This is a genomic window from Pseudoalteromonas sp. SG44-1, from assembly GCF_014164315.1.
Taxonomy (GTDB): domain Bacteria; phylum Pseudomonadota; class Gammaproteobacteria; order Enterobacterales; family Alteromonadaceae; genus Pseudoalteromonas; species Pseudoalteromonas rhizosphaerae.
This window is the reverse complement of the sequence record NZ_JACJEW010000002.1, coordinates 136,375-148,924: the sequence shown is the minus strand read 5'-3', so window position 1 is coordinate 148,924 and position 12,550 is coordinate 136,375. Positions and strand designations below refer to the sequence as shown.

At 40.1% G+C, this 12,550-nt stretch carries 12 protein-coding genes; 4 read left to right on the top strand and 8 right to left on the bottom strand.

What is annotated here, in order from left to right; genetic code table 11:
• Positions 1-81 precede the first annotated feature (81 nt).
• A complete protein-coding gene (locus H5187_RS01705; RefSeq protein ID WP_182760895.1) occupies positions 82-1,392 on the bottom strand; it encodes an amidohydrolase in 1,311 nt (436 codons plus the stop codon).
• A gap of 51 nt (positions 1,393-1,443) precedes the next feature.
• On the opposite strand from H5187_RS01705, the gene H5187_RS01700 reads away from it, so the two are divergent.
• From H5187_RS01700 to H5187_RS01685, 4 genes are all read left to right on the top strand, one after another.
• Positions 1,444-2,118, top strand: a complete 675-nt coding sequence (locus tag H5187_RS01700; protein WP_182739623.1) for a Crp/Fnr family transcriptional regulator — start codon at positions 1,444-1,446, stop codon at positions 2,116-2,118.
• A 585-nt stretch (positions 2,119-2,703) separates the two neighbouring features.
• Positions 2,704-3,207 (top strand): DUF962 domain-containing protein, encoded by a 504-nt coding sequence (locus H5187_RS01695; RefSeq protein WP_145233124.1) that lies wholly within the window; start codon positions 2,704-2,706, stop codon positions 3,205-3,207.
• 19 nt (positions 3,208-3,226) lie between these two features.
• The gene (locus tag H5187_RS01690) at positions 3,227-4,018 is read left to right on the top strand and encodes an SDR family oxidoreductase (protein ID WP_182794017.1); all 792 of its coding nucleotides are present in this window, start codon (positions 3,227-3,229) and stop codon (positions 4,016-4,018) included.
• Between the two features lie 227 nt (positions 4,019-4,245).
• Complete coding sequence (locus H5187_RS01685) at positions 4,246-4,701, top strand: DUF4826 family protein (RefSeq protein ID WP_220493027.1); 456 nt, start codon at positions 4,246-4,248, stop codon at positions 4,699-4,701.
• A 177-nt stretch (positions 4,702-4,878) separates the two neighbouring features.
• On the opposite strand, the gene H5187_RS01680 is transcribed toward H5187_RS01685, so the two are convergent.
• The 7 genes from H5187_RS01680 to H5187_RS01650 form a co-directional block, all read right to left on the bottom strand.
• Positions 4,879-5,337, bottom strand: a complete 459-nt coding sequence (locus H5187_RS01680; RefSeq protein ID WP_145233126.1) for a GNAT family N-acetyltransferase — start codon at positions 5,335-5,337, stop codon at positions 4,879-4,881.
• A gap of 12 nt (positions 5,338-5,349) precedes the next feature.
• A complete protein-coding gene (locus H5187_RS01675; protein ID WP_182794018.1) occupies positions 5,350-6,495 on the bottom strand; it encodes a cupin domain-containing protein in 1,146 nt (381 codons plus the stop codon).
• An 82-nt stretch (positions 6,496-6,577) separates the two neighbouring features.
• Entirely contained in the window at positions 6,578-7,948 is a 1,371-nt protein-coding gene (gene purB, locus H5187_RS01670) for an adenylosuccinate lyase (RefSeq protein ID WP_145233128.1), read from the bottom strand.
• 32 nt (positions 7,949-7,980) lie between these two features.
• Complete coding sequence (gene hflD / locus H5187_RS01665; protein ID WP_149982535.1) at positions 7,981-8,583, bottom strand: high frequency lysogenization protein HflD; 603 nt, start codon at positions 8,581-8,583, stop codon at positions 7,981-7,983.
• Positions 8,583-9,683 (bottom strand): tRNA 2-thiouridine(34) synthase MnmA, encoded by a 1,101-nt coding sequence (gene mnmA / locus H5187_RS01660; protein ID WP_182717411.1) that lies wholly within the window; start codon positions 9,681-9,683, stop codon positions 8,583-8,585. Before mnmA ends, hflD begins: the two co-directional genes overlap by 1 nt.
• 576 nt (positions 9,684-10,259) lie before the next feature.
• Complete coding sequence (locus H5187_RS01655; protein WP_145233131.1) at positions 10,260-12,107, bottom strand: ABC transporter ATP-binding protein; 1,848 nt, start codon at positions 12,105-12,107, stop codon at positions 10,260-10,262.
• A gap of 113 nt (positions 12,108-12,220) precedes the next feature.
• On the bottom strand, positions 12,221-12,532 hold the full coding sequence (locus H5187_RS01650; RefSeq protein ID WP_149982533.1) for a DUF962 domain-containing protein: 312 nt from the start codon (positions 12,530-12,532) through the stop codon (positions 12,221-12,223).
• Between the last annotated feature and the right edge of the window lie 18 nt (positions 12,533-12,550).

Here is a 12,550-nt window from a genome sequence, read left to right as displayed (position 1 = left end):
CTTTTAAATATACCCACAGAGTGTGGGTATATTTATTTCATGCCAACCGATTATGATTTTGCATGTACGTTGAAGTTATGGTTATTTTTTCATTGCAAAGTAATCCACAACTAACTGCGTCATAGCATTCACGCCTAATTGCAGTGCTTGCTCGTCAGCGAAAAACTGTGGTGAATGATTACTTGCTGCCGTTTTTGCATCTTGACCTTGTGGGGTAACACCTAAAAAGAAAAACAATCCAGGAGTTTCTAAAGCGTAATAGCTGAAATCTTCAGCGCCGGTGATCAAATCAGTGGTAATGATATTCTCAGCCCCAGCAACTTTAGTTAGTGTTGGCGTCATTTTTTGCGTGAGTTTTACATCGTTTACGGTGACAGGGTAGCCGTGGTCGATATGTACATCAGCTTTAGCACCACCGGATTCAGCGACCATTTCAGCTGTTTTCACTAAACGTTTTTTGATATCAGCGCGCATTGCTTGGTCAAAGGTGCGAATCGTGCCAATTAACTCGACACTATCGGGAATGATATTGGAACGTACGCCGCCATTAATAGCACCAAACGAAATAACTGACGGCGCTTTAGTAACATCAACTTGGCGAGATGAAATTGTTTGTGTGGCCATAATTATTTGTGATGATGCCACAATCGGATCAACACCATTCCATGGTCGTGAACCATGAGTTTGGCGGCCTTGTACATTGATTGTAAATGAATCTTCACTGGCCATAAGCGGACCTTCACGGAAGCCAATTTGGCCTGTGTTTAATGAACTGGTTACATGTAAACCAAACACGGCATCAGGTTTTTCTTTAAATAAGCCTTCTTTTAGCATGAGTTCAGCACCGCCTTCTTCACCTTCTGGGGCACCTTCTTCAGCTGGTTGAAAGACAAATAATACATCACCCGCTAAGTCATCTTGAATTTTAGCCAAAGATTCAGCTACAGCCATTAGAATAGCGACATGGTTATCATGGCCGCAGGCGTGCATAACACCTACTTCATTACCACGGTAGGTTGAGGTCTGAGTTGAAGCAAACGGTAAATCAACTTGCTCAGTGACAGGCAAGGCGTCCATATCGGCACGCAGTGCCACCAAAGAGCCTTTTTTACCACCTTTGAGTTTAGCAACTACACCAGTATGGGCTATCCCAGTTTGTACTTCGAGCCCCAGTGCTTTTAAATGTTTAGTAATGTATTTAGCCGTTTCAAATTCGCGGTTACTAAGCTCTGGGTATTGGTGAAGATGGCGTCGCCAAGTGATCACTTTTTCACTTACACTGTGGTTAGCTTTTTTTAGATTCTTGTTGATCTGTTGATCAGGAGCTGCTGCAAAACTTGGTGCAGATAACGTACTTAGCAATAACCCGCTGTAAATAACTTTGTGTAACATAGTGATCCCTTTTATTATTTGATTATTAAAACTAATGTAGAGTAAACCGATATGAATGAACAGGACCGTGCGATAATTAACCAAGGAAATTGGTTTAGTAGCCGCTCGGAAGAATTTCAACACCAGCTATTGTTACATGCAAAAGTAATTAAACTCGATGCGGGTGAAGCATTATTTTTAAGAGGAGATGAAAATGCGGGTTTATACGCTGTTGTTAATGGAGTTATGCGAGTCAGTGGAGTAAATGGAGAAGGTAAAGAAGCGGTACTGAGTTTTATAGATCCCGCTATTTGGTTTGGTGAAGTTGCTTTATTTGATGGTGGTTTGCGTACCCACGATGTTTATGCACAAACACCCGCTCGATTGCTACATGTACCGCATCGGGCACTGATACAATTATTAACAATCACGCCTGTTTATTGGCATGATTTTGGTGTTTTACTTTCACAAAAAATGCGGCTGCTGTTCACTTCATTAGAAGATCATGCTTTATTAACTGCACAGCAGAAAGTCTGTAAACGGCTGGTTATGATGGCAACCATGTCGCTGCCCAGTAATACCGCTACTATTATGTTATCGCAGCAACAACTCGCAGATATGACCTATTTAACTCGTCAAACTATTAATCAAATCTTGCAGTTATTAAGTGCAAAAAAGCTTATTTCCCTGCATTACCAGCGTATAGAAATTCTTGATAAACAACAGCTGGCTTTACTTGTACATTAGCTGCGTTATTATTTTTACCTGATATGGGTTCATTGGCCTTAAATTTGCTTTATAAAATAAAACTATCAATGGATTTGAAGCAATGATCTCACTAACATTTAATAACTATTACCGTACAGAACCTTATAACCTCCTGTGCAAGCGAAAAGCATAAGCCGTTCTAAAGCGGCAACCGAATTGCCAGAAACGGCAAAAAATAGCCAAGTTGATACTGTTAGTAGCCTTAAAAACCCTTCATATGGAAAGACTTTTTAGAAAAAGCAAATGAAGCGCTTATTTATCAACGATTAGGTGTTGATAAAGATAAAATAGCTGAACTTAAGGCCGCGATTGAAAAGCTGACAGAAAAAATACAACAGCAGGGGGGAATGACGAATTAGCAAAACAAATGGAATCGTTACAAAAAATGCTTGGACAAGAATATCAAAAAGGCCGTGAGTTACAATCTAAAACTCCAGATCACGATAAAGGTAAAATCATAAGCGCATTTGTATAAGTGGATTTTACAAATGTCGGGTAGAAGACATTCTCGCGTTGTGTTAACTGCTAAAGTAAATAATAAGATAATTATATAAAGTAGAGAAAATGAAAACACTGCAACAACAACTGGGCAATTATGGCTTATATCACCGTTCAAAACGCAATGTACTCACACACTTTTTTGGTATTCCACTCATTGTATACGCTGTATTGTGTTTATTAGCGCGTATTTATTTACCGGTTGCTGATCATGTTATCAATGGCGCTCATGTTTTTGTGTTAGCTACTGTGATTTATTATTTACTGCTTAATGTCTCACTAGGTTTGATAATGGCTGTTATTTTAGTAGTAATGAGTATAGCGGCTGCGCCAATAGCTTCACTTAGTTTTACTAGCTGGTTAGCTGTTAGTATAGGTGTTTTTATTTTTGGCTGGGTTTTACAGTTTATTGGGCATTATTTTGAAGGTAAAAAACCAGCTTTTGTTGATGACTTAATCGGGCTTATCATTGGGCCATTATTTGTGCTTGTTGAGGCGCTTTTTTTACTCGGACTATATAAACAACTTGAGCAACAGATCACAGACATTGCGGGTCCTACAAAGCCTTAATAATAATCATAGGTAGAGCATGAACTTTAATAATAAAACGGTGTGGATCACCGGGGCATCATCAGGTATTGGTAAAGAGTTAGCGATACAGTTAGCACACTTAGGCGCTAATATTATTTTATCAGCCAGAAGTGCAGATAAACTAAATCAACTTTGTAGCGAGTTACCGGCTGGACAACACAAAGTAATACCTCTTGATTTATCACAACCTGAGCAGGTACTTGAGTATGTTACAAATAGTATGGCTACGATTGGTAACGTTGATATTTTAATTAATAATGGTGGCGTGTCGCAGCGTAGTTTGTTTTTAGAAAATGACTTTATTGTGTATCGTCAACTTATGGAAGTTAACTATTTTGGTTTGATTGCGCTAACTAAAGCGGTATTACCGAGTATGGTTAAAAATGGCGGCGGCTGTGTAGTATCAATCAGCAGTGTCGCAGGTAAAGTTGGCTCTAAGTTCAGAACCGGTTACTCAGGCTCTAAATATGCAGTCGTTGGTTTTATGGATTGTTTGCGAGCTGAAGTGGCCAATAAAAACATTCATTGTTTGACTATCTGCCCAGGCTCTATAAAAACGGCTATTGCTCATAATTCACTTAATGAATATGGTATTGCGCAAAATAAGGCTGAATACTCCATTGAAAATGGTATGGATGTAACGGCTGCTGTGAAGCAAATGGTCAGTGCAATAGCTAGACGTAAAGATGAAGTGGTGGTTGGCGAGGGGATCAGTGGCTGGGCTCCGACTATAAAACGTTTCTTTCCTAGTTTTTTTAATCGTATGACAGCGAAAAAGAATTATCGTTAAACAAACGATGAATAATACCGTGCTGGTATGCATTAACAACGGATTTATAGTTTATAAATTAGCTATAAATTGATTTTTCTGCTGTATTAGTAAACAGTTGTGCGTAGAACGATGGGTTAGAGTGTAGAAAAAACAGGCGATCGTTTATGCTCTCGCTGGAATTGGTCTTTTATACTTGCACCGATAATTATATGCCCTTAAAGTAACTAAAATTATGTAAACGAGTGATGAATACTGTGGAACAAAAACAACTTAAAGAATTAACACCAGAAGAACAAGAACAAGCAAAGCAGCAAAGTATTGCATGGCAACGTGAGTGTTTTCAAAATGCACAAAAGCATTTAGCAGAGAAGGGCGTAATGCCAAAAACTTTGCTAGAAAAAGAAAGCCGCTTTATCGCTCCGTTATGTGCCCTATGGAAGTTTAAAGGCCAAGACGGTAAAAGTTATTGGGTTATCACCGGTCGCTTACCAACTGATCATGCGTTAGCATCAGTTGCCGAAAATGCGCGTGATGCGCTGCGATATTTTTCTCTGCAATGGCAGTTAAAAGCAGATCAAATTATGCAAACCGGTGGACACGATAAAACTAAAGTTGATTTTGCAAACCTACTAATTAATCGTGCGCATGGTATTTATGAAATGTACGAAAAAGAAGAGCTGTGGGCAAACGAAGTTAATTGACCTGAAAGCTTATTTATAATTTTAACTTAAAGATTTTAATATAAAAACAGCTTTAAAAATTAAAAAAGCGAACGTGTTATGTGGAGTTACACATTAATATGTTCGCTTTTTTAATGCCCATTGCGTTAAATTGGTGGTTTTTAACTCGCTAGGATGGCCATTTTTAATAAATTTTTATCAATGCACCAGTGTAAATGGTTTCGTATTGAATTTATTAATGGGGCATTGCATACGAAGCCGTGGAATACCTGCTTCCATAAACACACAACCTTGTTGTTCAAAGCCATTACGTTTAAATCGTTCTACCTCATTTAAAATACAATTAATGCTGACGCAATCACAACCCTGCTGTTGTGCAAGCTCAACAATATAATTCAGCAATGAACGATAGACGGAGCGATTACGGTGCTCTGGCAGCACCGCAATACGGCCAATAAGGCCATCGCTACATAATCGGCCTGTTGCAACTGGGCCTTGGCTGTCATCTGTTACCAGTATATGATGAGCATATCTATCAAGATTATCAAACTCGATATGTTTGGGAATATGTAGTTCACATACAAATACCCGCTCTCTGATCTGTTGTAGTAACTCCTTGCCTATATCCCATTCTACCTTGTTGATATGATAGCCCATACAAACACACTCCTAGCAAAACCAAATCCCCTCATTAATTAGTGTAGTAAAGGTTTGTATAAAAACTAAACTATTTTTTGAACTATTTAGTTGCTCTGCTGTCACCATAGTATGGTCAGTCAGTAATTTAACCGCAGTTAAGTCACTAACAGGGAGTGGGTAGTTTTCACCATTTACGCTCAGAAGTATTTCATTTTCAAAAACTTGATACAATGCACGGGTGCCACCGAGGCGCTCAAAAATCACATCATCATCATTCAATAGCTCAGCTATTTGTTCACTATTAAATAAATCTTCTGGCGGCATTAAATCCATTTCATGCTTAGGTTGACTAAGTGTATTACCTAACCAAGATTTAAGTAATGCGTCGTCATTTAGGGCCGCTTGCATTAATAGTTTAATGTTTTCGACTTCGCAAGCTTGGATCTCACCTTTAGAATCGCGCAGTGTTATTGCAGGGTCTTGATAACGGCTATTTCCCGCTTCTTTATCAATAATGTGATCAGCAAAGTTTGATAATAGATCGCGTTGATTTGGTGCACGAAATCCGATCGAGTAGTTTAATGCGTTTTCTACAGCATAACCTTCATGTGGGCAGCCCGGCGGGATGTATAAAATATCGCCTGGTTCTAGGATGCAATCAATCACGGCTGGAAATTGTTCAACTTGTAATAAACTTTTATTTTGTGCAAATTGTTTTAGTTTATTATCTGGCATACCGACACGCCAATGACGCTTGCCTTCACCTTGAATAATAAATACGTCATATTGATCTAAATGCGGACCGACTCCACCCCCAGGCGTTGAAAAGCTGATCATTAGGTCATCAATACGCCAATTAGGAATAAACCGAAATGGTTCCAGCAGCTGCGCAGCATTAGGATGCCAATGATCGACTGCTTGTACGAGTAGGGTAGAATGTTGCTCGGTTAGTAATTCAAAATCTTCAAATGGGCCATGATGCGCTTGCCAGTCATTATCATGATTAGTGATAATACGCGATTCAATGCTCTCTTCCATGGCAAGACCGGCAAGCTCATTAGCATCAAGCGGGTCGGCAAAGTCTGTAAACCCTTGCTTGATCAAGAGCGGTTTTTTTTGCCAAAACTGTGTTAGAAAGTCTTGCTCGGATAAGTCGTTAATCGTTAATTGATACATGCTGCGCCCATTAAAATGAAAAAAGCGAAAGGCAAGAGCCTTTCGCTTTATAGTGTATATAAAATAAGTTGTCGCAGAAAGCTTAAACTAGGTTGTCGATAAACTCGACAGCACGACCAATATAGTTAGCCGGTGTTAGTTTTTTCATTTCTACTTTTGCTTCTTCCGGTAACTCTAAACCATCGATGAAGTCAGCCATGATCTCTTGATTTACACGTTTACCACGGGTTAAATCTTTTAGCTTTTCGTATGGTTTTTCGATGCCGTATTTACGCATTACCGTCTGAATTGGCTCTGCTAGCAGTTCCCAGTTCTGATCCAACTCGTCAAGTAATCGTTGCTCGTTTACTTCTAACTTGCTTACACCTTTTAGGGTTGACTGGTATGCAATTAGCGCATAACCCATACCAACACCTAAGTTACGCAGTACTGTTGAGTCAGTAAGGTCACGTTGCCAGCGAGATACCGGCAGCTTTTGCGCTAGATGAGCGAAAATAGCATTTGCTAGACCTAAGTTACCTTCTGAGTTTTCAAAATCAATCGGGTTAACTTTATGTGGCATAGTTGATGAACCAATTTCACCCGCAATGGTTTTTTGTTTAAAGTGATTTAGCGCTATATAGCCCCATGCATCACGGTCAAAATCTAATAAGATAGTGTTAAAGCGAGCAATCGCATCAAATAACTCGGCAATGTAGTCATGCGGTTCAATTTGCGTTGTAAATGGGTTGAATGTTAACCCTAGGCTAGTTACAAATTGCTCAGCATGATTGTGCCAATCGTAATCAGGGTAGGCACTGAGGTGAGCATTGTAGTTACCTACAGCACCGTTGATTTTACCTAGCATTTCAACTTGTGCAATTTGGTCACGTTGACGCTTTAAACGCATATATACGTTGGCAAATTCTTTGCCCATAGTTGAAGGTGTTGCAGGTTGACCGTGAGTACGTGTCATCATTGGTACTGCTTTGTACTCAATGGCTTTTTCTTTAATTGCATTAAGTAGTTGATCACAGTAAGGAAGTAATACTTCGTTACGTGCTTCAGTGAGCATTAAACCGTGAGACAGGTTATTGATGTCTTCTGATGTACATGCAAAGTGAATAAATTCATTAATTGCATGTAACTCGGCGTTGTCAGCTACTTTTTCTTTTAATAAGTATTCAACGGCTTTAACATCGTGGTTTGTAGTACGCTCGATATCTTTTACACGTTGCGCATCGGCTTCGCTGAAGTTATCAACAATCGCGTTAAGTAAAGCATTGGCTTCGTCGCTAAATGCCGGTACTTCTTTGATCGCATCAGCTGCTGCAAGGGCTTGTAACCAACGAACTTCGACTGTTACACGGTATTTTATCAAGCCAAATTCGCTGAAAATACTGCGTAGTTCAGTGGTTTTGCTGCCGTAGCGACCATCCACCGGAGAGATAGCTGTTAACGCTGAAAGCTCCATAATAACTCCTAAATTTTAGTTTTGAACGATAATTAAATATGGTTTTTAGCAATGGCGATAATTCTTCTTTTCGCAAAGAAAAAGTGACGGCGTTTACCGCCCATTTGTCGCCATAATACTGCACTGCGAATACCTGCTAATAATAATGCACGTATTTTGTGTTGTACTAATTGCTGTTTTAGTAAGTCAGGCTTGCCATAAACCTGAATTCGGTGCCCTAGGGGGCTAAGCACCTTTGAATAAATATCGGCAAGAGCCGTAATAACAGTGTCATCAGTAATAGCAAAGTGATCAAGACGTCGCTTGATATCATCAATGCTTTTACCAAGCTCTGCTAAGCTACTTGCTTTTGCGCTCAGTGCACGCTCAAGTTGCATTAAACCGCCAACGTATTTGACGATTTCAACATCTTTCTTTTCACCTGCACTGAGTTGATCAAGTAAGATTTTATAACCATCTCTTAGATTCTCAGTGCCTTGATACACATCACTGGGTGAATCAGGGGAGGTTTGTACAATACTGGTTAATAGTTTTTCTAATTCGTAATCGTTGCTACTGCCGTACTGCGCTATTTTTTGAACTTGTTTAGCAACTTGGCACATGGCTGCTAATGCCATGACTTGGTGTTCATTCATTATTTGATCACCGAATCAATAATACCGCCACCTAAACATATTTCGTTGACATAAAACACCGCAGATTGTCCTGGGGTTACTGCTTTTTGTGGTTCATCAAATAATACTCGGGCAAAACCATCATCGCCAACGAGCAGCGTACAGTTTAGGTCTTCTTGACGATAGCGAGTTTTTACCGTGCAGCGGGTGGTACCTTTTGGCCCAACACGATCAACCCAGTGTAATTGGTTGGCATTTAGTCCATTGCTGTAAAGACGCGGATGGTCTTTACCTTGACCAACAATCAATACGTTGCGTTCTAAGTCTTTATCTACTACATACCATGGTTCGCCAGAGCCTTCTCTCATGCCACCAATTAGCAAACCTTTGCGTTGACCGAGAGTGTGATACATTAAGCCTTCGTGCTCACCAACGTTGTTACCGTCTGTGTCTTCAATAACACCCGGTTGTGCAGGTAAGAATTTTTGTAGGAAGTCTTTAAACTTACGCTCACCGATAAAGCAAATACCGGTACTGTCTTTTTTATCGTGGGTAATTAAGTCTTGCTCTTCAGCAATGCGACGCACTTCAGGTTTGGCAATATCACCAACTGGGAACAGCGTTTGTGCAATATGTTCATGACTTAATGTGTATAAAAAGTAGCTTTGGTCTTTGTTATCATCAAGACCACGACACATAACGTATTTATCATCGCGTAATTCACGGCGTACATAATGGCCCGTGGCTATAAAATCAGCGCCAAGCGCCGTTGCTGCAAATTCTAAAAAAGCTTTGAATTTGATTTCTTTATTACACATGATGTCAGGATTTGGCGTACGGCCTGCTTTATATTCAGCAAGAAAGTACTCAAATACGTTATCCCAATATTCTGCGGCAAAATTAACTGTGTGTAGTTCAATCCCCAGCTTGTCACAGACTGCTTGCGCGTCTTTTAAATCGTCGGCAGCAGCGCAATATTCATCATTATCATCTTCTTCCCAGTTTTTCATAAACAGGCCTTCAACTTGATAGCCTTGTTGTTTTAATAAATAAGCTGATACAGAAGAATCAACACCGCCGGACATGCCAACGATGACTTTAATGTGACTATTTTCGCTCATGGATAATTTCGCTTATACAGGTTGCTGTCATTTAAACTACTAGCGCATATGCGTATTACAGAGCTAAAAGGAGACACTCTGACAAATTACGCAGGCTATGAAAGGCCGCGATTATAGCAGTATACCCAAACCACCTCAAGGTGCAGAATTCAGCGTTTCACAGGGGCTTAATATCAAGGCGTTACTTTGCAACAATGGCAGTCCCTTTTAAGAAGTAACAACGCTGAGAGTAAGTGCCTGTGAAACTCCCAACAGGTTGGTTTAAAGCGATTTATACTGCGTTATTGATTTTAACAATAGAACCACTATTCCTTGCAAGCAATGCCTTGCCTAAATCGCTTTTAATTCCAACTGAAACTCGCATCTTGAGGTGGTTTGGGTATAAAGAGACGGCCAAGCCACCCAAAATATGAGTTTTGTAGGGAACAGTTTCATAGCCAAATTGGCAGGGAAGGTATGGTTTTTAAGTTGTATTAAAAACGATAAAAATTTTCGTAATGACACTTGGCTGGTTAAGTTTCAAAAAACAGCGCTTGGATTTTGAAACTTAACTAAGGCGTTATGGCTAGGTAAAAATTATTCTACACCAATAAACCCGCCGGTTTGGTGTGTCCACAACGCGGCATAAATACCATTTTGTGCCAGCAGTTCTTCATGGCTACCTAGCTCTACAATGCCGCCCTCATCAAGTACGATGAGCCGATCCATTTGTGCAATAGTGGATAGTCGATGCGCGATGGCAATGACGGTTTTACCGGTCATTAAATCATCAAGACTAGCTTGAATAGCCGCTTCAACTTCAGAATCGAGCGCGCTGGTGGCTTCATCTAAAATTAATATCGGGGCGTTTTTCAGCAGCACCCGAGCAATGGCGATACGTTGGCGTTGACCTCCAGAGAGTTTTACGCCGCGCTCACCCACTTGGGCTGCAAAACCTTTGTTGCCTTTGCTATCTTCAAGGTCATCAATAAACTCTAGCGCTTTGGCTTGTTTAGCCGCTTTCATCATTTCTTCATCGCTGGCATCTGGGCGGCCATAAAGGATATTTTCTTTGACTGTCCGATGCAGTAAAGAAGTATCTTGGGTAACCATCGCAATGTACTTACGCAGGCTTTCTTGACTCACTTTTGAGATATCTTGGCCGTCGATGTTGATACTACCGCTATCAATATCGTAAAAACGTAGCAACAAATTAACGAGTGTTGACTTACCAGCGCCAGAGCGACCAACAAGACCTATTTTCTCTCCGGCTTTGATGTTGAGATTTAAGCCATTGATAACAGCGCCGCGATTCGTTTCGTTTGCGGCCTTACCATAGTTAAAATGCACATTATTAAAGTCAATTGCACCTGTGGTTACACTTAATGTGCTGGCATCAGGCAGATCATCGACTTCAATTGGGTTTGATAACGTTTTCATACCATCAGCGACAGTGCCGATGTTTTCAAACAAGCCACTAATTTCCCACATGATCCACTGCGCCATGCCATTTAAACGCAGTGCTAAGCTTACCGCAATTGCAATTGCGCCGGCACTAATGGCACTCAGAGTCCATAAATACAAAGATAATGCCGCAACACTAAATACTAAGAAGTAGTTAAGCGTTTGAATGGCAAAATTTAAACTGGTAACTAAGCGCATTTGCTTATACACAGGTTGTAAAAATACATCCATGCTGTCTTTTGCGTACTGCTCTTCACGTTGGGTATATGAGAACAATTTAATAGTCGAAATATTCGTATAACTGTCAACTATTCGGCCGGTCATCTCAGAGCGAGCGTCTGCTTGCGAGCTAGCCACTTTTTTGAGCTTAGGTACATAGTACATTTGGATCAAAATATACAGAGCTAACCATACAAGCAAAGGAAGCATTAAGCGCCAATCGGCTTCGGCTACTAAAAACACCATAGCGCCAAAATAAACCACTATGTACATTAATACATCAAGTAGTTTCATCACGGTTTCACGCACCGCGAGGGATGTTTGCATTACTTTGGTGGCGATGCGCCCTGCAAATTCATTTTGGTAAAAGCTCACACTTTGGCGAAGCAAGTAGCGATGTGCTAACCAACGAATTGACATCGGGTAATTACCTAACAAGGCTTGGTGCAATATCGCAGAATGAAAAAACACCACGATAGGTAGGACAACAAGTAGCACTATCGCCATTTTTATGAGTTCAGATTTTTGCTCAACAAATAATGTTTCAGGGGTGTAGATACTTAGCCAATCAACAAGCTGGCCCATATAGCTAAACAGTGATACTTCTAAAATCGCGAGCAATGCAGCGCTTAGCGACATAAAAAATAGCGAGACTTCCATACCTTTAGTGTAGTGACGACAAAATGCAAATAGCGTCGCAGGAGGCTGGGTTGGCTTTTGTTCGGGAAACGGCTTGATCATCCGCTCAAATAATCGATACATTTTAATATCTTGAATAGCAAAAATGGCGTTAACTATATCACTGAAAAGCGACAAAAACAGGTTTGCATAATGATCTTTTTGCTTGTTTGTCGGTTATTACAAAACAACAGTGACTACCATTTTATTTTGCCAATCAGCATATCTTTAAACATCACCCAGTCTGCCCATAAGCTATAAAACGGGTATTTGAACGTAGCAGGGCGGTTTTTCTCAAAGAAGAAATGACCAACCCAGGCAAAACCATAACCAATAATGGGTAGCAACCACAACAGCATAAATTGTTGGCTATACAGCACATACAAAACGATAATAAGCACCAAAGAGCTACCAAAAAAATGTAACCGTTTGCAGGTAATATTTTTATGTTCTTGTAAGTAGTATGGGTAAAACTTTTTAAAGCTAGTAAATTCTGGTGTACTTTTCATATCACATATCTTGTTAAT

Bases quoted from the DNA above. Each gene is read 5' to 3' on its own strand.
- H5187_RS01705 (WP_182760895.1), bottom strand. From the start codon at position 1,392: ATGTTACACAAAGTTATTTACAGCGGGTTATTGCTAAGTACGTTATCT.
- H5187_RS01700 (WP_182739623.1), top strand. From the start codon at position 1,444: ATGAATGAACAGGACCGTGCGATAATTAACCAAGGAAATTGGTTTAGT.
- H5187_RS01695 (WP_145233124.1), top strand. From the start codon at position 2,704: ATGAAAACACTGCAACAACAACTGGGCAATTATGGCTTATATCACCGT.
- H5187_RS01690 (WP_182794017.1), top strand. From the start codon at position 3,227: ATGAACTTTAATAATAAAACGGTGTGGATCACCGGGGCATCATCAGGT.
- H5187_RS01685 (WP_220493027.1), top strand. From the start codon at position 4,246: ATGAATACTGTGGAACAAAAACAACTTAAAGAATTAACACCAGAAGAA.
- H5187_RS01680 (WP_145233126.1), bottom strand. From the start codon at position 5,337: ATGGGCTATCATATCAACAAGGTAGAATGGGATATAGGCAAGGAGTTA.
- H5187_RS01675 (WP_182794018.1), bottom strand. From the start codon at position 6,495: ATGTATCAATTAACGATTAACGACTTATCCGAGCAAGACTTTCTAACA.
- purB (WP_145233128.1), bottom strand. From the start codon at position 7,948: ATGGAGCTTTCAGCGTTAACAGCTATCTCTCCGGTGGATGGTCGCTAC.
- hflD (WP_149982535.1), bottom strand. From the start codon at position 8,583: ATGAATGAACACCAAGTCATGGCATTAGCAGCCATGTGCCAAGTTGCT.
- mnmA (WP_182717411.1), bottom strand. From the start codon at position 9,683: ATGAGCGAAAATAGTCACATTAAAGTCATCGTTGGCATGTCCGGCGGT.
- H5187_RS01655 (WP_145233131.1), bottom strand. From the start codon at position 12,107: ATGTATCGATTATTTGAGCGGATGATCAAGCCGTTTCCCGAACAAAAG.
- H5187_RS01650 (WP_149982533.1), bottom strand. From the start codon at position 12,532: ATGAAAAGTACACCAGAATTTACTAGCTTTAAAAAGTTTTACCCATAC.